Below are 24,482 nucleotides of genomic sequence, written 5' to 3'. Positions count from 1 at the left end.
AAGTTTGATGTAAAATTGAATACCTTAGATTAATAAGGTATGATAAAGTTAATTAAATGTCGAGTCCCTAATCACTAGGGTTGGCTCCAAAATTTTGGTTTGGAACCTTTCTTCCCCATCATCACTCTCTACTTTATCAATCAACATTTGGGCAGAAATCTCTCCCATTTTTTCTCCATGCTGGGCAACAACGGTTAAACTTGGATTGGCATATTTGGATAGCAACCCATCGGTAAAACCAATAAATGATATGTCTTTTGGAATACTGAGTCCCTTTTCTTGCACCAAGCGCATACTAAAAACAGTAAAAATTTCATTCACACAAAGCACAGCATCCACCTCCTGGGTATTAAAGAAATTTCGAATGCTCTTCTCATCCACTTCCATAGTGGAGAGTTTGAGTATTCTTGCTTCATTAATCTCCAGTTCGCTTTCTAAAAGCGCTTTCCTATACCCCTCGGTCCTTGCTTTGCTAACACTGAGGTAATCATCAGTAGTAATAAGTGCTATTTTTTTTCTCCCTTGCTCAATCAGTTTTTTTGTGGCCATATATGCTCCCAATTGATCATCAATTACGACTTTGTCACAGTCAATCTCATTGGTAATACGGTCAAATAGCACCACGGGTATCCCTTGTTCTGTTACTTCCTTTAAATGATTGTAGTCCTCTTTTTGTTGTGTTTCAGAAGATAATGACATGATAAATCCATCAATACTCCCATTGGCAAGCATTTCCATATTGATTACTTCTTTATCAAAAGACTCCTCGGAAAGACATACGATAACATTATAACCCTTGGCATTTGCATATTTTTCTATTCCCCTGATCACAGTAGTAAAAAAATGGTGCACAATAGCAGGGATAACAACGCCAATGTTTTTTGTTCTCTTATTCTTTAAACTGATGGCGATGTTGTTTGGCTTGTAATTGTAAAGTTTGGCAAAAGCTTGAATCTTCTCCTTTGTATCTCTACTTATTTCCTCACTATTCTTTAGTGCTTTTGAAACAGTGGAAATGGAAACTTCAAGTTCCCGTGCAATGTCTTTTAAGGTAATCTTGGCTTTCAAAAAAATGGAAGATTTAAATCGGTGTGTTTGACTTTGGAAATTACTCAATTATTGGGAGCAAGCTACCCAAATGATTCTTTTTAACAAAAACATCATTAAAAATTACAAAAAACTCTTATTAAGGTGTTAACATAACCTAAAAAATAAAAATAGTATATTCGTTCCATTATTGTGAATTTCCTTGATTATATGCAATAATATTGTGATTTGAATAAATTAACTCTTTTAGTTTTGTCAACCTTTCACAATTTCAAAGTTATTAACACGAAACCGTTTTCGTTCTATATTGGATAACGCTTAAATTTCGATTAACACTTTTTTTATATATGTTTAACACTTGAATTAAAATTAACTAAACTTAAAATTAATTATTTATGAAGATTACGCTACTAAAAAGCTTTTTGCTATTAGGTGCATTTTTGTGCCTTGGTATAGCGCAAGCTCAGACAGTATCTGGTACCGTTTCAGATGCAAATGGCCCTTTGCCAGGGGCTAGTGTTGTTGTTAAAGGAACAACCAATGGTACACAGACTGATTTTGATGGTAACTATACTATAAATGATGTAGCCGCAGATGCGGTAATCGTTTTTAGTTATATTGGTTTCTCTTCGCAAGAGATTGCAGTAAACGGGCAAACAACTATTAATGTTGTGTTGCAAGAAGATGCTAATGAACTAGATGAAGTTGTTGTTGTAGGTTATGGTACACAGACAAGAAGAACATCTGTTGGTGCAGTTGAAAGTGTAAAAGCCGAAGAATTTAACAAAGGGGTTATTGTAAACCCACAACAGCTGATTCAAGGTAAAACTGCAGGGGTTCAGATTTCAGCTACCTCTGGTGAGCCTGGTGCAGCTGTTAATGTAAGGATTCGTGGTACAGCTTCTGTTCGCGCCAATAACAATCCATTATACGTAGTGGATGGTATTCCTTTAAGCGGGGCATCGACCTCAGCTGGTACAGGTGGAGGTAATACCGATATCGGTTCAGCTGCTTCATTAGATCCTTTGAGCTTCTTGAATCCTAATGATATTGCAAGTATTGACATATTAAAAGATGCTTCTGCAACTGCAATCTATGGTTCTCGTGGGGCAAATGGGGTTGTTTTGATCACTACAAAAAGTGGACGTTCCCAAAAAGGAGTATTAGAATTTTCATCTACTTACTCGGTTGGTTGGATTCCAAATCAAGTTGATTTACTTTCAGCAGACCAATTCCTTCAGGCACAATCCGATTTGGGTGCTACAGGTCAAGATTTTGGGGCCAGAAACGATTGGCAAGATGAAATCTACAGATCTTCTTTTACTCAAAACTATAACCTTTCTTATGGCGCCGGTAATGAAAATGGAAACTTTAGACTTTCTTTTGGTTATCAAGATCAAGAGGGTGAAGTGGAGGATAGTACCTTTGATAGGTTAACAGCTCGATTCAATGCAACGCAAAGATTTTTTGATGATAAACTGCAGATAGAAACTCAGGCAACCATCTCAAATATTGAAGCGCAAAGACCACCCATTTCGGATGATCCAAACGCACGTGGAGATTTGTTATCTACTGTTTGGGCTTTTAATCCAACAAGACCTGCATTTAATCCTGATGGTTCTTTTAATCAACCTACTTTCGAGACAAGAAACCCACTTGCTGTGTTAGGTCTTTCCAGAAATATTTCAAGTACCCTAAGAGCATTAATTAATTTAGGTGTACAATATAGGTTTACAGATAATTTAAGGTTTAAGACTCAAATAGGGTTGGATAAATCTACATCATCTGCAAACTCTGCTATATCTTCTTTGTTTAATTCCTCTCCAACCTTAGGTCTAGGTAGAGCTACATTAAATGAATTTGATTTGACCAATACAACCTGGGAATCTTACTTCAATTGGAATAAAGGTTGGGGTGAAAATGATAATAGATTAGACCTGACTCTTGGACATTCTTACCAAGAATTTGTCAACGAGAACATCTTTTTGGCTGCCACAGGCTTTAGAACCAATGACCTATTCCAAATGGTCAATAATATTGCATCGGCATCTGTTTTTGCTGCCAATTCAGCGCTTTCGCGAGATGAACTGCAATCTTTCTTTTTTAGATCTAATTATTCTTTAAAAGGGAAATTTAACTTCTCAGGTACAGTAAGAATTGATGGTTCCTCTCGTTTTGGTGACAACAACAGGTATGGAACATTTGGTGCAGTTGGTGCTTCTTGGGCACTTTCTGAAGAGGACTGGTTTCCAGAATTCTTTGATACTTTTAAGTTAAGAGTAGCGTATGGTGTTACAGGTAACCAAGAAGGTTTAGGATCTAATCAATTTAGCGCACGTTCTCGTTTTGGTGAGGATAATGGAAACAATACCGGTAGAAATGACGCGGGAGGTATTGATAATGGAGGTACGTTTACTCCTGCAGGCCAAGGACCTGTAGCATTTAACAATCCAGATTTGAAATGGGAAGAAAACGCACAGACTAACATTGGTATTGATTTTGGATTCTTAGATAACAAAATCAGTGGGTCTCTCGAGTTTTATAATAGAACTACTTCAGATTTCATACTTCAGATTCAGAGTGCTCAACCAGCAGTACAACCATTTTTCTTTCAAAATATAGATGGTGATATTGTAAATAAGGGTGTTGAACTTAACTTAAATGTTGCTCCTGTTGAAACAGAAGATTTCTCTTGGGACTTCAATTTCAACATTGGTTACAATGACAACAATCTAGAAAACTATGATGGCCCAGCATTGGACACTGGACAAATCAATGGTCCTGGTCTAACGGGTGCATTTGCTCAGCGTATCGCTAACGATCAGCCTTTATTCAGCTTCTTCGTAAGAGAGTGGCAAGGATTAGATGACCAAGGAGGAAACATCTTTGCAAATAATGGATCTCAAGTATTCATTGGCGAAAGTGCACTTCCAGATGTGACAATGGGTATAACACAGAATTTCAGATTAAAGAATTGGGACTTAAGTCTTTTCTTTAATGGTCAGTTTGGTCAATCTATTTATAGTAACAACAGAAATGCCTTCTTTACCATTGGTAACCTTTCTCAAGGTAGAAACGTGACTGCGGATGTACTTCCATTCATTGGAGTGGAAAATCCATTTAACCCTGCAGAAGTTTCTTCTCGTTTCTTGGAAGACGGATCTTTCTTAAGATTACAAAATATTACTTTAGGTCATAATTTCGACTTATCAGAGAACAGTATTTTCAGCAGCTTAAGAGTTTTTGCTAATGCTCAAAATGTATTTGTTATAACTGATTATAGTGGACAAGATCCTGAAGTATCTATAAACAGGGCCATTGGTAATGTACCTTCCCTTGGTATTGATTTAACAGCATTTCCTAGACCAACAACACTTTCTATAGGCTTCAATGCAAGTTTTTAAATAATAAAAAATTACTAATGATGAGAAAAAAGAATTTTAAAAATCAAATTATGCAAGGCATAGGAGTAGTTGTAGCTCTGCTTGTTGCTCAGTCTTGTACAGATTTGGAACCGCAATTTGGAGATTCAGTATCAGTTGAATCCGACTCAGGAGCGTTTGGAGGGGTAGCTAATGCCACCAACGCTTTAGAAACACTTTATAACGGTGTAGAAAACATGGGAGATCAGGCAAACGAATATGCGCTGATGGAAGTTAGTGCCGATGGTATTGCTGTATTGACCCGTGGTGTTGACTGGAGTGATAATGGGATTTGGAGAACGCTTCATAACCACACTTGGGATGCCCAGCACAATTACGTGCGTACTGCTTGGAACAACCGGAATGCTGAGGTATTGTCAGCCACACAATTACTGGATCCAGCTTCAGGAGCTTCTGGGGCTATCGCCGCACAAGCTAGAGTTTTAAGAGCTTTTAACATGTTCTGGATTTTAGATTGGTTTGGCAAAGTTCCTTTTAGAGGTGTCAATGATGGTGTTGATGTGAATCCTGAAGTATTGGAATCGCAAGCAGCATTTGACTTTATTTTGGATGATTTAAATACCGCTATTTCCAGTGGAAACCTTTCAAGTCATGGTCCTAATTCTGACTCAGCCACCTTGGCTCAAGCGGGAGAGGCTATGGCACGTATGCTAAGAGCAAAATTACAATTGAATGGTGAGGCTTTTACAGGTAGTGCTGGAGATATGAATGCAGTAATTTCCGATGTTAACGCCATCGAAGATTTAGGGTATAGCTTAGACCCAGGTACTGGTCCTAATGGATATTTCGATATTTGGGATTTAGATGTGACCAATACAGAGGTAATCTGGATTATGGATACCTTCGCAGGTAACCGTATGTGGAATATGTTACATCCTAACCAAGGAGGTTGGAATGGGTTCGTTACGCTTACAGAAAACTTCCGTTTGTTTGGAACAGAAAACCCAGCAGAAGATGCAAGAATTGGTCTTGCAGGCCCAGATGTCAACGGAGTTGCTGTTGGTTATCTAAGAGGACAGCAATTAGACGCCAGTGGTGCAATAATTCAGGATCGCCAAGGAAATAACTTGGTATTTGAAAATGAGTTACTTCAAAGTTTAGAGGTAAATAATGAAAGAACTGGATTAAGACTTATTAAATATCCTCAACGTGGAGCTGATGGTAGACCAAATCCATCAAATAACGCAGTATTTTTCCGTTTCACGGATGCTGTTCTTATGAGAGCAGAGGCTACACTAAGAGGAGGTTCTGGTTCCCCAAACACAGCTTTGGTAGATGTTAACAATGTACGTACAAGAGCTGGAGCTGCTCCATTAGGTTCAGTTGCGCTAGATGATATGTTGGACATAAGAATGAGAGAGCTAAATGCTGAAAACTGGAGAAGGCAAGATCAAGTAAGGTTTGGTGCTTTTGCAGGAACTTGGGAGCTTAAAACTGTTACGGAAGAATTTAGACGTAAATACCCTATCCCAGCAGATGCGATAGCAACCAACCCTAATTTAACCCAGAACGAAGGTTACTAGTAGTTTATCAATATAATTAATTTTAAAGAGGGCAATTAATTGCCCTCTTTTTTATGATACTTATCGCTGCGTTAATATTAGCCAGTTCCTATGAATATCATCTATAATTCCTTAGTTTAGACCCTTCCTAAGTCTTATTTAAATTACCGCTTAGTATTGCTCAATTTTCAGCTTAACAACTAACAATATTTCAAATTAACTTATTTCTTGTTCCGATGCCAAATAGATCTCTCACCTATTTTCTATTCTTCATCATTCTAACATCCATTTCTTGTTCAAAAAAGAAAATAGAACAAAACCATATTGCCCAGGAATCCCTTTTTTCAGCTATGGATAGTACACAAACTGGCATATCCTTTTTAAATGAAATCCAAAACGAAGAAGATTTTAATATTTTCTTATATCGTAACTTTTATAACGGCGGTGGTGTGGCTATTGGGGACATCAATAATGATGGCCTTCCAGATGTTTATTTGACGGCGAATCGTAAAAAGAACAAACTCTTTCTTAATAAAGGTGATTTCACCTTTGAAGATATTACACAGTCTGCTAGCGTTTCTGGGAACAAAGCATGGTCTACTGGAGTGGTTTTGGTTGACATAAATGCCGATGGTCTATTGGACATCTACGTTTGTAACGCTGGGAATATTAAGGGTGATGACCAAAAAAATGAACTTTTCATTAATAATGGCGATTTAACCTTTACCGAAAAGGCAGAACAATACAATCTAGCCGATAGCGGATTTACCACCCATGCCGCTTTTTTTGATTATGATAAAGATGGCGATCTAGATGTCTACATGCTCAACAATAGTTTTATCCCTGTTGCTAGTTTAGGATATGAAAACAAACGAGATATAAGGGCTGAGGACTGGAATGTTATCGAAGAAATAAAAGGAGGAGGCGATAAACTTCTCAGAAACAATAATGGCATTTTTGAAGATGTAAGCAGTGAAGCCAATATTTATGGAAGTCTTGTAGGTTTTGGGCTGGGTGTTACGGTTGGCGACATAAACAATGACCTTTACCCTGATATTTACGTATCCAACGACTTTTTTGAGCATGATTATTTGTACATCAACAACCAAGATGGAACGTTTACAGAAAGTATTAAAGATTGGGCCAATCATCTTAGTCTCTTCTCCATGGGAGCTGATATGGCGGACATTAACAATGACGGAAAATCGGATGTTTTTGTTACAGACATGCTACCTGAAGGAGATGAAAGATTAAAAAACACCACCACTTTTGAAACTTTCGATACACATCAACGCAAACTCCAAAACGATTATTATTACCAATATATGCAGAACACCCTGCAATTGAATGTCGGCAATTCTTTTTCCGAAGTTGCCAACTATAGTGGCGTTTCTGGAACCGATTGGAGTTGGGGTGCCCTGCTTTTTGATATGGATAATGATGGAAACCGTGACATATATGTCTGTAATGGAATATACCATGACTTGACCAATCAAGATTTTATCGACTTTTTTGAGGATGTAACTCGCCAACAAACCGCGGTCTATGGAAATAAGGAGCAGAAAGATGCTGTTATAGATGCGATGCCCTCAGTTCCAATTTCCAACTATGCTTTTGAAAATCATGGAGATTTAACCTTTTCCAATGCATCAGAAAAATGGGGTTTAAGTACACCCAGTTTTTCAAACGGAGCTGCTTATGGGGATTTAGACAATGATGGGGACTTAGACATAATAGTCAACAATGTTAACCAAGAACTTTTTGTATATAGGAACAACTCAGAAAAAAATACCAATAATTACCTTAAAGTCAATTTAAAAGGCGAAGCACCCAATACTTTTGCCGTAGGAAGTGTGGTTGAATTGTTTTCAGATGACAAAATACTTCGCCATGAACTTGTTCCTTCAAGAGGATTTCAATCATCTGTAGACTACGGACTCACTATTGGCCTAGGCAAAAGGACCAAAATTGATTCGCTGAGGGTTATTTGGCCAAACGACAAAACCCAAATATTAGAAAATGTAAATGTTAATACCACCATAAGCCTAGAGCAGGGCAATGCAACACAAATATTCCAAAGTCAAAAAAATTCCGGACAACCTTTTCTGAAAGAAATTCAAACTACAGTTATTCCACATAAAGAAGACAAACATGTGGATTTTGATTATGAAGGATTGATTTCAAAAATGCTATCACAAGAAGGCCCAACAATTGCCATTGCAGATGTCAATAATGATGGTAATGAAGACGTATTTGTAGGAGGAGCAAAAGGTGGAGTTGCCCAAATTTATTTTCACAAGGGTAATGGTCTTATTCAAGCTGGGTATACGCAAGATGCGTTTAGAGCCGATAGACAATTTGAGGATACTGCATCTGCATTTATTGATGTAGAAGGAGATGGGGATATGGATTTAATAGTCGGCTCGGGTGGCAATATCCCGAGTGATGCTAAAAACTATACAAATCGTATTTATCTCAATGATGGGAGCGGCAACTTTTCAAAAAGTCCTAGCGCTCTAAAAAGTTTGGGCACAAATGTATCAGTAATTGCCCCTTATGACTTTGATGCAGATGGAGATACTGATTTATTTATCGGGAGTAGAAGTGTCCCCGGCATTTATGGAGTAAATCCAGAGCATTTGTTTCTTCAAAACGATGGGAAAGGTAGTTTTTCAGATGTGACAGAAAGCAAGTCCTTTCATTTAAAGAACATAGGCATGGTTACAGACGTTGAATGGGCGGATGTAGACGGAGACGCAAAAAAGGATTTGGTCATAACCACAGATTGGGGAGCTCCAAAAATTTTAAAAAACAATGGTAGGAGATTAAGTCCAAAAAACAGTTCTTTAGATAGTCTAAACGGTTGGTGGAACACGGTTTATGCAAAAGATTTGGACAATGATGGGGATATAGATTTAGTATTGGGGAACCAAGGAAACAATTCGGTTTATAAAGCAACTGAAGATGCCCCGGCAAAAATGTTTATCAACGATTTTGATGATAATGGCACCATAGAGCAAATCGTTACAAGAAATGTTGACAATCGGGATGTTCCAGTCTCATTAAAAAGGGAACTTACCAACCAACTAGTTTCTCTTAAAAAGCAGAATCTTAAATTTTCAGATTATGCCACAAAGAGTATTGAAGAGCTTTTGGATTCTAATATTCTACAAGCATCAATTATAAAAGAGGTCAATACCACCGTAAGTGTCATTGCAATCAACGATGGAAATGGGAATTTTGAAGTAAAATCGCTCCCAAATGAAACGCAGTTTTCATGTGTCTGCAGCGTTAACTGCACCGATGTAAATGGCGATGGCAGGTTAGACATTATACTTGGCGGAAATAATTACGATTTTAAACCGCAGTACAGTCGATTGGATGCAAGTTATGGCAGTGTCTTACTATCAAAAGATGATGGTGATTTTGAGTGGCTGCCATATGACGAATCTGGTTTTTATGTAAAAGGTGAAATAAAACACCTTCTTCCTTTTAAGGACAAAAAGGGTCAAGAATTCCTTTTTGTGGGCATCAATAATGAAAAGCCAAAAATCTATAAGCTTAACGAGTAAATAGGCACACCCAAATATAATGTAAACGTTTTCATTTTTATTTGTAGCTTTGTCGGCAAATAGAATGCTCTCAAAAACAGCTACATATATTTTAGGTATCTTGGTGCTAATAGGCACCTTGCTCGGATACATATCTCCCGCCCTAGCTCTAGCCATTGGGATGGTTTGCGGAATATTTAAAGTGGCAGATCAAGATAGTATTCAGAACAGCAAGAATTTTCAAAAGACTTTATTACAATTATCCGTAGTAGGCTTAGGTTTTGGAATTCATATGCAACAAGCCATTGAGGTAGGATCAAACAGCTTTTTTATCACACTCATTACCATAGTATGCACGTTTATTATAGCATTCGCTATCGGTAAAATTCTAAAATCGGAAAGAATTACCACCATATTGGTTGCCTCCGGTACCGCCATTTGTGGCGGAAGCGCCATAGCAGCAGTTAGCCCCAGTCTTAAGGCAGATTCATCCCAAACCTCCATTTCTCTTGCTATCGTTTTTTTACTTAACGCTGTTGCCCTGTTTATTTTTCCCTATATAGGACACTACTTTGAACTTGATCAACTACAATTTGGTACTTGGAGTGCCATCGCCATTCATGATACTAGCTCAGTTGTCGGTGCCGCGGAAGTATATGGCAACGTGGCGCTTAATGTAGCAACTACAACAAAATTGGTGAGAACGTTATGGATAATTCCGTTGGTTTTAATCATTTCTTTTGGATCTAACTCCAAAGAAAAATTTGCTTTTCCTTGGTTTATTTTTGGGTTTATTGGTGCTATGCTTATCAACTCCTATGTACCTTTAGCGGAAGCTTTTAGCGAACATATCGTATGGATTGCACGCAAAGCACTAATTTTTACCTTGTTTCTTATTGGCTTACAAATCAATATTTCACAACTCAAAAAACTTGGTTTCAATATTTTAATTGTTGGTATTTTTACATGGGTAGTGCTAGGGGTTGTTTCCTTGCTCTATGTATTACATTATATCTAATTTTTTTAAGATTCCATTTAATAAGCAGTGACAAACTATCTTAATAGTTGACCCCATGGCCGGAATAAAAGAAATTGCAAAAATTACAGGATTATCATTGGCCACTGTCTCCAGGGTTTTCAATGATAGCACGCTTGTTTCACCCAAGACCAAGGAAAAAGTATTGAAAGCTGCCCAAGAATTGGATTACCAACCCAATATTATGGCAGCAGCCCTTCGCAGTGGAAAAAGTAAAATAATTGGCGTAATCGTTCCCGAAGTAAACAACTTCTTTTTTAGCGGAATTATCAATGGAATAGAGAAAATGGTGAGCGATTCCGGTTACAATATTATCATTGCCCAATCCCACGAATCTCAGGAAAAGGAAAACGAAGCGTTGAATTCTTTTTTAAAACTCAAAGTAGAAGGTATTCTACTATCCATCTCCAAGGAAACTTCTGATTTGTCCCAAATTCAAAAAATTATAAAAAGTAAGCTTCCCATTGTCTTTTTCGATAGAGTCCCCAATCTGAAAAACATAAACTCTGTTATGCTGGATGACTATATGGGAGCCTTTATGGCAACCAATCATCTACTTGATCAACAATGCAAACACCTCATCCATATTGTAGGAGACACTAAGGTTTCCATTTTTAAGGAAAGGCAAAAAGGGTTTAATGATGCCATTGCTAAAAGGAATGACAAAAACCTTAAGGGAGAGAGCATAACATTGAGTAGTAATCTAAAAGAAGATATTGGATTAATAAAAAAGCTTCTGAAAGACAAACCCAATATTGACGGCATTTTTGCCTATGGAGATGAAATAGGCCTACATGTCCTAAATCTGCTTAAGGAATTAAACATTCAAGTTCCAAAACAAATCAAATTAATAGGCTTTGGAAATGCTGATTTCAGCAACCTTACCCAGCCCAAAATTAGCACCATAGATCAAGAGTGTACCCAAATGGGAGAACAGGCAGCTTCCATTTTACTCAAAACTTTAAAAGATAAAAGTGCTAGTCTAAAAACAAAAGTGCTATCACCAAGATTGGTGGTAAGAGATTCCACCCAATAAATTCTATGGGGCTGTTAATACGTTAAGATTTGTCCAATCTGTTTTTGAAGTGTCTCTTCTGCCACCTTATTAATTGAATTCTTTTCAGGGTCAAACAAGTTAAAAATAGAGGAAATTGGGTTCTTATTGGGATGCACATACATTCCTAAATGGTTTAAAACATCGGCCAAATGATCCATCCCACGTAAATTGCCTGCTCTTCCTGAGGCAATTCCGGTAATGCATGCCTTTTTTTGATCAAAACTGGATTTGTATTCCCGTACAGACATAGAATCCAACAATAGTTTTACTATCCCAGGATAGCTCCCGTTATATTCAGGTACAAAAAACCAAAATTTGGTAGAAGGGATAAAATAAGTATCCTGTATTTGTTGAATCAATTTAGGTTGATCAGAATCTTTATACATCAATTCATTAACAATATTTCCTTCAAGTTCTGACAAATCCAAAAGCCTTACTTCATCATCCACTTCTTGAGAAAGCTTTTCATAAGCGTACTTGGCAAAGTATAGTGTTTTGTTGTTTTTTCTATTGGATCCTGAGATAATTGTTATCATTTGAATAATAAAAGGATTTAGCTCACAAAATTATAAATTTTTATAATGTAAACGTTTACATTTATACTTAATTTATTTACATTTGACTTACAATGCGAATCCGTTAATGTACATGACACTTCAAAAAGACAATATCTCCCCTTATATCATTGGCACTATGCGCTTGGGTACTTGGGGAAGCAATCTTTCTACTCCTGAATATGAAAGCTTTATTGAAAGTTGTCTTGATTTAGGACTCATCGATTTTGATCATGCCGATATTTATGGCCATTATACTACTGAAGAAGATTTTGGCAATGTACTTAAATCTAGAAAGGATTTAAGACAGAAAATACGGATTACCACCAAGTGTGGCATCAAGCTTATTTCAGAAAATCGTCCAAGTCATCTGATAAAATCATACGATTTAACTCCAGAACATATTGAAGCTTCTGTGGAAAAATCATTAAAATCACTCCATACAGATTATTTGGATGTACTGCTGTTGCACAGACCAGATTATCTTTTTAATCCATATGAAATAGCTGAAGTGTTTTCCAAGTTAAAAAAAGAAGGTAAGGTATTAACCTTTGGAGTTTCCAATTTTTCGCCTTCACAATTTGATTTGCTTAACTCCTTGACGCCTCTGATCACCAATCAGGTAGAGATATCGCTACTTCACCGAAATGCTTTTGAAGATGGTACTTTGGACCAATGTCAAAAGCTCAAGGTAATTCCATCCGCTTGGTCTCCACTTGGAGGAGGATTGCTTTTTGGAGATAGTTTTGACAAAAAAATACAAGCTATTCAAAAGGTACTAGCTGGGTTGTCCGAAAAATACAATGCAGCGGCAGATCAAATCCTTTACGCATGGCTAAGAAAACATCCATCTGGAATAATTCCGGTGTTGGGGACATCAAAAATTGAACGCATTCAAGCTGCGCATAAAGCTTTGAATATTAGCTTAACCCATGAAGAATGGTACCAACTTTGGGAAGCATCTTTAGGAAGAGAAATAGATTAACAAAATATATAAAGAAAAAGAAATGGAAAATTCCAAAATAGAAATTAGATCTCCACATTTGGAAGGTGCAGAAGTATCTTGGTTCGCACCCATTTGTAACGGTGACGACCGGTATTTAGGGGAGCGAAACATGGACTACAAAAGTACTTTTGAAAACGCATCAGAAATATTGCTTACAGCCGACAAAAATGGCTTTCGAAACATTTTGTGCCCGTCCTCTTATCAAGTAGGCCAAGACACTTTGCCCTTTGTTGCCGCCGTTGGTCCAATGACTAAGCAAATCAATTTGCTTGCAGCGGTACGTTGTGGTGAAATCCACCCTCCCATGTTGGCCAGAACCTTAACTACTATAGACCACATCTTAAAAGGGAGGTTCGTTATCAATATTATTTCATCCCCTTTACCAGGAGAAGAAATGTCATCAGAAGATCGCTACCAAAGGTCAAGGGAAGTAATAGAGATTTTAAAACAAGCTTGGACTCAAGATGAAATAGACCATCAAGGTCAGTTTTATAATATGAAGTTACCTTCTTTGCCCGGAAAACCATATCAAAAAGGTGGTCCGTTATTGTACTTTGGAGGATACTCCCCAGCTGCAGTAGACCTATGTGCAGAGCACTGTGATGTTTACCTTATGTGGCCAGAAACCGAAGGGAACCTTAAAAAACTAATGGAAAACATGAGTGCCAAAGCAGCAAGTTATGGCAGAAAAGTTGATTTTGGTCTTAGAGTACATGTGGTTGTAAGAGAAACCGAAGAAGAAGCAAGAGCATATGCAGACAGTATAGTATCCAAACTGGGCGTTGAGCAAGGCAAGGAAATGCGCGAAAGAGCATTGGACGCCAAGTCTTATGGCGTAAGCAGACAGGCCGAAATGCGTAAAATTTCTGAAGATGATGGGTATGTAGAACCTAATATGTGGACTGGAATAGGGCGTGGTCGCTCTGGATGTGGCGCAGCTTTGGTTGGTAATCCCGATCAAATTGTTGAAAAATTAAACCGATATATGGATATGGGAATACGCGCTTTTATTTTCTCAGGATATCCACATAAAGAAGAATGTGAACGTTTTGCAAAATTGGTTTTACCTCGCCTAAAGACATTTTCAATGCCTGTGGCTCAAGGAAAAGTTTCTGAGGAAGAACCTATGAGTCCCTTAGGGGCTGGAATACGTATTTAGAGGTTCCAAGGCGCCAATTTTGGAAACAAAATAGTATATTACATAATTAAGAATTGTTCCATAACCAACCATTATAAACCAAACCAATTATGTTTGATTGTTACTTGGAATTTAGTGCTATGGAATTAACTCATTTAATTGCATAGTCTATGATTGATTTACTAATTGTTAGCGCCTATTTTATTATTGTATTCGTAACCGCGATTACAGGACGAACTTCAAAAGAAGCAACAACAGAGGAATATTTTTTAAGTGGCAGAAACCTAAGATGGCCTTCCATCGCCTTTTCCACTATTGCCACAAATGTTCAGGGGTATCAATTCCTAGGTTTTATGGGTTCCGCCTATCTATACGGTTTGGCGCAGGCTAATTTTGAAATCAATGCAATTCAAGGCTTACTTTTAGCAGCATTCATCTTCGTTCCCATGTATTTGAGAGAGAAGATCATTACCATTACCCAGTTTATTAAAACCAGATTGGGTAAAACGGTTGCCTTACTATATTCAGCTTCAAACATCCTCTTATTTTCTACCATTACACTTGGTGCAGCATTATTTTGGGGTGCCTATTCGGTAGATTTGGTCTTTGGGGATTTCCTCTCCTTTATTCACCAGGACCGATTGATGAGAATAGCAATTCTAATTGTTTTTCTAGGCCTTTTCTCAGCTACCTACACCTATTTTGGTGGGTTGGCAGCTGTGGTACGAACCGATGTGATTCAGTTTGCAATTCTTCTAACTGGTGGTGTTGTCGTCTTATTTATTGCGATTCATCATCTTGGAGGTTGGTCTGAGTTATACACAAAAACTGGCGACTTGATGCACTTGCATTTACCTGCAGACCATGATACATTGCCATGGACACATATTTTTGGCGCTTTCTTATTGAATATCAATTATTGGTGTGCAAACCAGTCCGTAGTGCAGCGCTCTCTGGCCGCAAAAAGTTTAAAAGATGTTCAAATTGGTCTAATGGTTGGTGGATTAATGAAGTATTTTATGGCTGCTATCATCATACTTCCGGGTATAGCATTAGTAGGTATTTTAGGAGAAAATGGGTTGCCAGAGCCAGATGCTGCTTTTCCATATTTAGTAAATACATATCTTCCAGTTGGCGTTAAAGGCCTTATTTTATGTGCTTTATTTGCCTCATTGATGAGTACTGTGGATTCTACATTTAACTCGTTAGCTACTTTATGGTCTATTGATATCTATAGAGTATATGTAAATAAAAATGCATCTGATCAGCAAGTTGTTAAATCTGGAAAAAGGGCGATTTTAATAGCCTTTATTTCTGGTTCAATCATAGGTGTTGTATTGCTTTACTTGAAGTTCCAAGATCCAGGAGCAGCCTTTACACATCAGCTTAATCAATTAAGGTATTTTATTAATTGTGGTATTGTGGTATTGATTAGTGCTGCAGCCTTTCTTGCTTTTCCAAAACATCGTGTTGCTTTGCTCGGATTTGCAGCCACGATTCCATTACAATTTTTCTTTTTAGAATATTTCCCAGAGATGAACTACTTTGTTAGAGCCATGTGGGTTATTATTATCGGATTCGTAATTATCTGGTTAGGATCACGAACCGGTTTCATAAAAGACAAATTAAAGCCAGAACCCGCGTCCCCCATGTTGGCCAAAGCAGGTATTGGTATGGCATTGTCATTAGTTGCTTTACACATTATATTTCACTAAAATAGATAATGAAAAGACGTAGTTTCATTAGTAAGGGAACCTTGGGTACTTTTAGTGCTTTACTAGGAACCGAAATAGTCTTTGGCCATAGGATTCCTTCAGGATACCAACCCTTAGCACTTCAAGACCCAGATCCTTTTAAGCTTTTTAATAAAGACACGGGGATGACGGTGCTTAATACCAAACCTTGGAATATCGAGGCTAAGGCACACCTCTTAGATGATAAAGTCACCCCTAATAAATTCATGTTTATTAGAAATAACGGACTCATTCCAGAGAATTTAGATGCAAGTAATTGGTCGTTGACCATTGATGGCGAATCCGTGCAAAAAAGTAAAACCTACTCTTTATCCGAATTAAAATCCAAATTTCAACAATATACCTATCAACTTACATTGGAATGCGGAGGAAATGGCCGTAGTGAATTCAATCCTCCCGCAAAGGGAAATCAATGGACAATTGGTGCCGTATCTTGTGCCAATTGGACAGGAGTTAGATTAAAAGATGTGCTAAAAGATGCCGGTATTAAAAGTGATGCAGTCTACATTGGCTATCATGCGGCTGACATACATTTAAGCAGAAATCCTGAAAAGGAACCAATCTCCAGAGGGGTTCCCATGGCGAAAGCCTTGCAAGATGAAACACTATTGGCATTTAAAATGAATGGTGAAGATATTCCAGTGGCCCATGGATATCCGCTAAGATTAGTTTCTGGCGGTTGGCCAGCATCCACTTCGGGAAAATGGATAAATAGAATCAGCATCAGAAACAAAGTTCACGATGGCGCAAAAATGACTGGCACTTCGTACCGTGTTCCCTGTGAACCAGTCGCCCCGGGAGAAAAAGTTGCGGATGAGAATATGTGCATTATAGAATCTATGCCTGTAAAATCCCTGATTACCTATCCAAAATCTGGTGCTATGATCAAAGAAGGACAGTCTTTGAATATTAGAGGGCATGCGTGGGCAGGTGAATTGGAGGTTTCAAAAATGGAATACTCCATAGATTTTGGAGCTACATGGACAGCATGTCCAGTTGAAAAACCTGTCAATCGACTAGCTTGGCAGCATTTCACAGCTAAAATCAGTGATTTTCCAAAAAAAGGCTATTATGAGGTTTGGGCAAGGGCTACCGACTCAAAAGGTACAGGCCAACCCATGCTTTTACCGGGATGGAACCCAAAAGGATATCTGAATAATGCCTGCCACCGCATCGCAATTAAGGTTGTTTAGTCATGTCTTCCCAAAAAGAATTCAAGCAACAGGTTCGAAAACTTTACCATAAGTTGATAGCAGCTTTTGGCATCATTACTATTTCTGTTTTTCTCTTTATATACATTGCTTTACATCCATCCGCTTTCAAAAACAGCCCAGAAGAAACTTCAATCATTGCCGTTCCAGAAGTTGATGGTAAAATTGAAAATGGGATTCATCTGGCTACCGGTTTTGTGGATGGAGAAGGATTAACCGAAGTCATTCAGAATTGCACAAATTGTCATTCAGCCAAATTGGTCACACAAAATAGGATGACCGAGGAAGGTTGGGTAGCAACAATTAGATGGATGCAAGAGACCCAGAATTTATGGGATCTAGGAGACCAAGAAGAGTTAATTGTAAATTACCTTGCCACAAATTATGCTCCTCAGAAAAAAGGTAGGCGTGAGGTTTTGACAGACATTGAGTGGTACACCTTACCTGCTAATTAGCTGCGGGATTTTTGAACATAAATACATTGGTTTGTTTGCCGATACAACAATCAACATCTTACTATGGAATTCATAAAATGTGATGCATGTTTTTCGGTAAAACATTAACTAATTGTGCTTTTATTGTTTTTATGGGAATGGTTATCTTTCCCCCTATTTTGATGAAATGAGAAGCATCTACAAGATTTTCTTTGGAGTTATTCTACTTACTGCTGGTTGTACAAAAAATAATGCGGAAAGTCTTTTTATAAAACATGCTGCGACACGTACAGGCATAAGCTTTAAAAATGAACTTAAGGATACTCCAGAACTTAACATTTTAACCTATTTGTATTATTACAACGGCGCTGGTGTAGCCTCTGCCGATTTTAGCGGTGATGGGTTGGTAGATCTTTATTTTACAGCAAATCAAGGGCCAGACAAACTTTACTTGAACAAAGGAAATTTTACTTTTAAAGATATTACCGAAACAGCCAAGATCGATAACGCCGATGGATGGACTACGGGAGTAACCCATGTGGATATCAACAATGATGGGTTACTGGATATATACGTCTGCAAAGTTGGAAACTACAAAAGCTTAAAAGGAGCGAACTTGCTCTATGTTAATCAAGGAGTAAGCAAAGAAGGAATACCAAGCTTTAAGGAGGAAGCATCAAAGTACAATCTTAATTTTTCAGGATTTTCAACACAGGCAGCTTTTTTTGATTATGATCTTGACGGTGATCTGGATATGTACCTGCTCAATCATTCCGTAAATCCCAATAGATCCTACGGAAAGGGTATAAAAAGAATGCAAAAAGATTCTTTGTCTGGCGATATTTTATTCAGAAATGATGCTGGAAACTTTGTTAATGCTTCAGCTGAAGCTGGGATTTTTCAAGGCTCCATAGGATATGGCCTAGGGTTGGCAATAAGTGACGTAAACAATGACGGTTATCCCGACATATATGTAGGCAATGATTTTTTTGAAAATGATTATCTCTACATCAACCAAAAAGATGGAACGTTCAATGAAATTATTTCGAAAGATGATTCCAGTTTAGGCCATACCTCCCATTTTTCTATGGGTAACGATATTGCAGACATCAACAATGATGGGCTTACAGATATTATTTCTTTAGATATGTTGCCCGAAAATCTTGAGACCTACAAAACTTCTGGCTTGGAATATCCATATCCAGTATATCAACAATACTTGAAAAACGGATTTGCCCCACAATATATGCAGAACACGCTGCACTTGAACTTGGGGAATGCTCATTTTAGTGAAATAGCCTCCTTGAGTGGTATTTCGGCATCAGAATGGTCTTGGGGGACTCTTTTAGCTGATTTTGATAACGACGGTCTTAAAGATGTGTTTATTTCCAATGGCATAAAAGGGGCTACAAATGACATGGATTTTATCAGTTTTATTGCGAACGACAAAATCCAAAAACAAATTGAGGAAGGAATGTCCCAAAAAGAAATGGCATTTATAAAAGAGCTTCCAGAAAAGAAAGTGCCCAACTATTTCTTCAAAAATAATGGAGACCTTTCTTTTCAAAATGTTACGGATTCATGGTTGCAAAAAGAAAATTCATATAGCAATGGGTGCGCATATGCAGATTTGGACAATGATGGGGATCTAGACCTTGTAGTGAACAACGTTAACACCGAAGCTTTTATTCTCGAAAATACCCTTTCTTCACAGAATCCTAATCAAAACGCTATTACGGTAAGCTTTAAAGGGGCTAAGAACAATCCTTTTGGTATAGGTGCCAAAATAATTGCACATTCGGCAAAAAAAACCTTTACCCAGGAACAATTTGCCACCAAAGGTTATTTATCCGCAGTGTCCAATAAAATGCATTTAGGAATTGGCAAAGATTCCATTTTAGACTCCCTTATCGTGATATGGCCAGGAGGTAAATATCAAGTGCTAAAAACCGTGGATAAGGGAAAAATTGAAGTCGATGTACAGAATTCCAATGGCAATTTTTACACCGACAGAATTGGAAGCAAACCGACGCTTTTTATTCAAAAAGACAGTATAATCCACTTTAGACATAAGGAGCAACCAACCGTAGAATTCGATAGAAATCCTTTGGTTCCCTTTGCCAATACCAATGAGGGGCCTTCCATCTCGGTGACCGACATCAACAACGACAGCCTTCAAGATATTTTTATCTCTGGAGCAAAGGGCCAAGCATCACAGCTTTTCGTACAAAACCCTGATGGGACATTTGTAAGGGAACAGGATGCCGTGTTTTCTGACCATTCATTTAATGAAGATGTGTCCCATGTTTTTTTTGACGCTAATGGAAGCGGTTTCCAAGATTTAATCGTGGTTAGTGCCGGAAATGAGTTTAAAAATTCCAATAGAATACAACCCAGACTTTACCTTAACATAAATGGGAAGTTTACATTTAATCCAGAAGCTTTTAAAGGATTGGAACTTAATGCTTCAAAAGTTAAAGTAGTGGATTTTGATAATGACGGGGACATGGATATCAGTATTGCATCTGACCAAATTCCACAACAATTTGGAGCCACCTCCGAACAATACCTTTTTCAAAATAATGGAAAAGGTGATTTCAAGGACGTTACCTCAACGTTCTGTTTAGCGCTTAAATCCTTAGGTAATGTAAAAGACATGCTCTGGAAGGACCTGGATAAAAATGGATTCGAAGATCTTATCGTAGTAGGAGACTGGATGCCTATTTCTATCTTCATGAACAATGGAAAAACCTTGAATTTGATTTCGGATAATGGTCTGGACCAAACACATGGATTTTGGAATTCGGTAATTGCCGAGGATTTTGATAAAGATGGAGATTTGGATTTGGTTGCCGGCAATTGGGGCACAAACAGCAAGCTTAAGGCTTCGCTAAAGGGACCCATCACACTTTACAATCAAGACTTTGACAATAATGGGGCCATTGAACCCTTGGTCACCTATTTTTACGATGAAAAGGAAACCCCATTCCTTTCTAAAGACGAACTGGTGAAGCAAATGCCATTTCTAAACAAGGAATTCCTTTCTTATAAAAGTTTTGCCCAAGCCTCTTTAGAGGAACTCTTTGGCTCGGAAAAACTTAAAGAAGCTAATCAAAAAAAGGTTTATGAACTTGCCAGCTGCTATTTTGAGAATACAGGAAATAATACTTTCAAAAAGATAAGATTACCCCAGATGGCTCAGGTTTCTACCATTAACGATATGTTAGTAGATGATTTTGATAATGACGGGCTATTGGATATCCTTGCCGTTGGCAACAACTATGAAATTAGCACACAGTTAGGTAGGATGGACGCATCACATGGCATACTTTTGCGTTTTGTCGAGAATGGATTTCAATGGAATAACGATTTTGAGATTAACATTCCCGGACCAGCACGAAGTATTGAAAAAATAATAATAAACAAACAGGACCATTACATTGTTGGCATCAACAATTCCTCTCCTTTATTTTTTGAAAAAATTGAAAATGACTAACCGTATTTTATCATACCTCTTCTGTTTCCTTCTTTTCAGTTGTGGGAAAAAGGAAGGCGAGCTTTTTTCCAACCCGTTGGCCGAGGATACAGGGATTTCATTCACCAATACAATTACAGAGTCAGATAACTTGAACATATTGGACTACCTCTATTTTTATAATGGTGGAGGAGTTTCCATCGGAGATATTAATAACGATGGTCTTCCAGACATTTTCTTGTCGGGAAATCAAGTAAAAAATGCGCTATACCTAAACAAAGGTGAGATGAAGTTTGAGGATATCTCTGAAAAATCTGGAGTTCAAGGAAACAGCACATGGAACACGGGAGCTGTTATGGGGGACATAAACGGAGATGGCTTTTTGGATATTTATGTTTGTGCCGTGGTGGGCATTAACGGATTTGAAGGTGCTAACGAACTCTACATCAACAATGGAGATAGTACTTTTACAGAAAGTGCCTCTAAATATGGACTGGATTTTGATTCCTATAGTTCTTCTGCAACATTTTTAGATTATGACCTTGATGGCGATCTAGACCTTTACCTCCTTAATCATGCAGTGCATACCCAAGAATCCTTTGGCAGAGTAGACTTGCGCTATACCAGAAATTATGAAACCGGTGACAAGCTCTTACGCAATGATGGAAACACATTTACAGATGTAAGTGACGAGGCGGGCATCTATGGAGGAATCAATGGGTATGGGTTGGGAATTGCTGTTTCTGATTTTAATTTGGATGGCTATCCGGATCTTTATGTTGGAAATGACTTCCACGAGGATGATTACTATTATTTGAACAATGGAGACGGTACGTTTACCGAAAGCCTACGAAAATATTTTGGCCATACAAGCAGATTTTCAATGGGTAGCGATGTTGCAGACATCAATCATGATGGACTCCCTGATTTGATCTCCTTGGATATGCTTCCAGAAGAAGAGATTCCTCTAAAATCATCTGAAGGGGATGATAACATTCAAGTACAGCGATTACGAACGCAGCGTTATGGGTACCATTACCAATTTACCCGTAACATGCTCTATGTAAATCAGCCTAGTGGTAATTACTTGGAAACTGCTTTAATGAGTGGTGTTGCCGCCACAGACTGGAGTTGGAGCGCTCTCTTTGGAGATTATAATCAAGATGGAGAACAAGATTTGTTCATTTCCAATGGAATTCCGAAGCGACCAAATGATTTGGACTACATCCGTTTTATATCCAATGAGCAGATTCAAAAAAAATTGGACAATACTAAATTGGTGGATCAAAAAGCATTAGACTTAATGCCTTCGGGAGCCATTAACAATGTCATCTTCAAAGGAAACAACGACCTTCAATTTGAAAATAAATCAGCCACCTGGATTACTAAAGATACCTTGATTTCTGGAGCTACAGCATATGGGGATTTGGATAATGATGGAGATTTAGATATTGTGACCAATAATATAAATAGACCAACAACTATTTATGAAAACAAGACCAATGAAACATCCAATTACCTAAAAATACGATTTAAATATAAAGGGAAAAACCCTTTTGGACTTGGAACAAAAGTTTATTCCTATCATCAAGGCACCTTACAATTTAAGGAACTTTATCCTAGTAGAGGGTTTCAATCAAGTTCTGAGCCTATGTTACATTTTGGGTATGGGAAGACCCAAACCATAGACTCCTTAAAAATTATTTGGCCAGATAAGTCCTTTCAAACTGTAAAAAATGTTGTTGTAAATCAAACCTTAAAAATTGAACCAACGAATCCCGTTTTGTTTGATTATCAATCCATCAAACCCAAGACAAAACCACTTTTTAAGAGCGTAGAGGACAATTTAGGTTTGGATTTTACGCATGTTGAAGACAATTATATTGATTTCAACAGAGAGAAACTCATTCCATATCGCGTTTCAGACAGAGGTCCGGCTGCGGCTACAGGGGATTTAAACGGAGATGGAAAAGAAGATGTAATCTTTGGCGGATCTAAATACCACCCATCTAAAATTTATATGCAACAAGACACCTCTTTTGTAGAACGCAAGATCAATTCGATTCATAACGACTCCGTTAAAGAAGACATAATTGCATTGATAAAAGATTTTAATGGCGACGGAAAGAACGACATATTTTTGGGCTCTGGAGGTGCTGATTTCTATGGAAAATCTAATCGGTTGTTAGATGGTTATTTTGTGCAAAAAGATTCATCATTTATAAAATCCAATCTTCCTGAATATTTTGAAAATGCCTCTGTGGTCAAGGCAAACGATTATGATAAAGATGGCGATATTGACCTTTTTGTTGGAGGTAATGTGGTCACTTCAAGGTTTGGAGAAACGCCTAATTCCTATTTGCTAAAAAATGATGGAGGCAACTTTTCCATAGTAGAGCATACCCCTTTCCAAAATGCCGGAATGGTTACGGATGCCGTTTGGACCGATTTTGACAACGACGGTGCTGATGATTTAATTATTATTGGAGAATGGATGTCACCCAAATTCTATAAAAATTCCGACACTGGCTTTGAAGAGGTTAGACTACTTCACCATGATTTGAATGGACTTTGGCAGGCAATTCAACCTTTTGACATTGATGGGGATGGAGATACGGATTACCTTCTGGGTAATTGGGGCGTCAATTCCAAGTTTAGGGCCTCCCAAAAAAGCCCCATGAAGTTATATTTTATGGATTTTGATGGCAATGGCAGCACGGAAACCATCGTTACCACAGAAAAAAATGGAAAATATTATCCGCTTTTAGGCCTCGATGAACTTTCTGGGCAGCTAGTTTCGCTTCGTAAAAAATTCAATGCATATAAGGATTTTGCTGGAAAACCCATGGATGCACTTTTTGATAAAAAAACACTGGAAAAGGCAGAAATATTGACCGTGCATGAACTTCACTCAGGCTATTTGCAACAAGAGGACGGAAAGTACACTTTTGTCCCCTTCAACGCACAACTACAGGTTTCACCAATAACTTCTTTTTTATCTTATGACTTTGATGGTGATTCTGACAACGAAGTTTTGGCAGCTGGGAATTACTTTGGAGTAACTCCATTTCATGGCAGGTTCGATTCTTTCCCAGGAGCATTGATAAACAATCAAAATAGTATAATTTTGGGTGATGATTTGGGCTTAGAGCTTACTCAGAAATCTGTACGACATCTTAATGTAATTACGCTGGATAAAGCTACTTATCTTCTGGTAACACTAAATAACGATAAAGCCCAAACCTATAGAATACTGAATTAAAACTACAAACTA

Annotated in this window: 14 protein-coding genes; 12 read left to right on the top strand and 2 right to left on the bottom strand. The window is 37.8% G+C overall.

The features are described 5' to 3' along the window. Positions 1-48: 48 nt before the first annotated feature. Positions 49-1,068, bottom strand: coding sequence for a LacI family DNA-binding transcriptional regulator (locus FVB32_RS07450; RefSeq protein WP_147742714.1), 1,020 nt, complete (start codon positions 1,066-1,068; stop codon positions 49-51). Between the two features lie 374 nt (positions 1,069-1,442). Here FVB32_RS07450 and FVB32_RS07445 point away from each other — a divergent pair, with 374 nt between their 5' ends. From FVB32_RS07445 to FVB32_RS07425, 5 genes are all read left to right on the top strand, one after another. Further along, positions 1,443-4,451: a SusC/RagA family TonB-linked outer membrane protein gene (locus tag FVB32_RS07445; RefSeq protein ID WP_147742712.1), complete on the top strand. Its 3,009-nt coding sequence runs from the start codon at positions 1,443-1,445 to the stop codon at positions 4,449-4,451. Positions 4,452-4,468: 17 nt separating this feature from the next. Next, entirely contained in the window at positions 4,469-6,013 is a 1,545-nt protein-coding gene (locus tag FVB32_RS07440) for a RagB/SusD family nutrient uptake outer membrane protein (RefSeq protein ID WP_147742710.1), read from the top strand. A 215-nt stretch (positions 6,014-6,228) separates the two neighbouring features. Then, a complete protein-coding gene (locus FVB32_RS07435) occupies positions 6,229-9,564 on the top strand; it encodes a VCBS repeat-containing protein (RefSeq protein ID WP_147742708.1) in 3,336 nt (1,111 codons plus the stop codon). A 64-nt stretch (positions 9,565-9,628) separates the two neighbouring features. Further along, positions 9,629-10,561, top strand: a complete 933-nt coding sequence (locus FVB32_RS07430; RefSeq protein WP_147742706.1) for a YeiH family protein — start codon at positions 9,629-9,631, stop codon at positions 10,559-10,561. Positions 10,562-10,616: 55 nt separating this feature from the next. Beyond that, positions 10,617-11,615, top strand: a complete 999-nt coding sequence (locus FVB32_RS07425) for a LacI family DNA-binding transcriptional regulator (protein WP_147742704.1) — start codon at positions 10,617-10,619, stop codon at positions 11,613-11,615. A 14-nt stretch (positions 11,616-11,629) separates the two neighbouring features. On the opposite strand, the gene FVB32_RS07420 is transcribed toward FVB32_RS07425, so the two are convergent. Next, positions 11,630-12,172 (bottom strand): NADPH-dependent FMN reductase, encoded by a 543-nt coding sequence (locus FVB32_RS07420; RefSeq protein ID WP_147742702.1) that lies wholly within the window; start codon positions 12,170-12,172, stop codon positions 11,630-11,632. A gap of 112 nt (positions 12,173-12,284) precedes the next feature. Between FVB32_RS07420 and FVB32_RS07415 the strand changes: the two genes are divergently transcribed. The 7 genes from FVB32_RS07415 (at position 12,285) to FVB32_RS07385 (ending at position 24,470) form a co-directional block, all read left to right on the top strand. Next, entirely contained in the window at positions 12,285-13,175 is an 891-nt protein-coding gene (locus tag FVB32_RS07415; RefSeq protein ID WP_187269519.1) for an aldo/keto reductase, read from the top strand. Between the two features lie 22 nt (positions 13,176-13,197). Continuing rightward, entirely contained in the window at positions 13,198-14,355 is a 1,158-nt protein-coding gene (locus FVB32_RS07410) for an LLM class flavin-dependent oxidoreductase (protein ID WP_147742698.1), read from the top strand. Between the two features lie 149 nt (positions 14,356-14,504). Then, positions 14,505-16,049 (top strand): SLC5 family protein, encoded by a 1,545-nt coding sequence (locus FVB32_RS07405; RefSeq protein WP_147742696.1) that lies wholly within the window; start codon positions 14,505-14,507, stop codon positions 16,047-16,049. 8 nt (positions 16,050-16,057) lie between these two features. Beyond that, positions 16,058-17,281 (top strand): sulfite oxidase, encoded by a 1,224-nt coding sequence (locus FVB32_RS07400; RefSeq protein WP_147742694.1) that lies wholly within the window; start codon positions 16,058-16,060, stop codon positions 17,279-17,281. A 2-nt stretch (positions 17,282-17,283) separates the two neighbouring features. Then, the gene (locus tag FVB32_RS07395) at positions 17,284-17,754 is read left to right on the top strand and encodes a monoheme cytochrome C (protein ID WP_147742692.1); all 471 of its coding nucleotides are present in this window, start codon (positions 17,284-17,286) and stop codon (positions 17,752-17,754) included. Positions 17,755-17,920: 166 nt separating this feature from the next. Further along, positions 17,921-21,229 carry a VCBS repeat-containing protein gene (locus FVB32_RS07390; RefSeq protein WP_147742690.1) on the top strand — a complete coding sequence of 1,103 codons (3,309 nt, stop codon included), beginning with the start codon at positions 17,921-17,923 and terminating at the stop codon, positions 21,227-21,229. After that, positions 21,222-24,470, top strand: a complete 3,249-nt coding sequence (locus FVB32_RS07385) for a VCBS repeat-containing protein (RefSeq protein WP_147742688.1) — start codon at positions 21,222-21,224, stop codon at positions 24,468-24,470. Before FVB32_RS07390 ends, FVB32_RS07385 begins: the two co-directional genes overlap by 8 nt. Positions 24,471-24,482: the final 12 nt, after the last annotated feature.

It is taken from the genome of Flagellimonas hymeniacidonis (genome assembly GCF_008040165.1).
GTDB classification, from domain to species: Bacteria; Bacteroidota; Bacteroidia; order Flavobacteriales; family Flavobacteriaceae; genus Flagellimonas; species Flagellimonas hymeniacidonis.
Note: the sequence above shows the minus strand (reverse complement) of the source record. Positions and strands in the feature narration are given on the sequence as shown.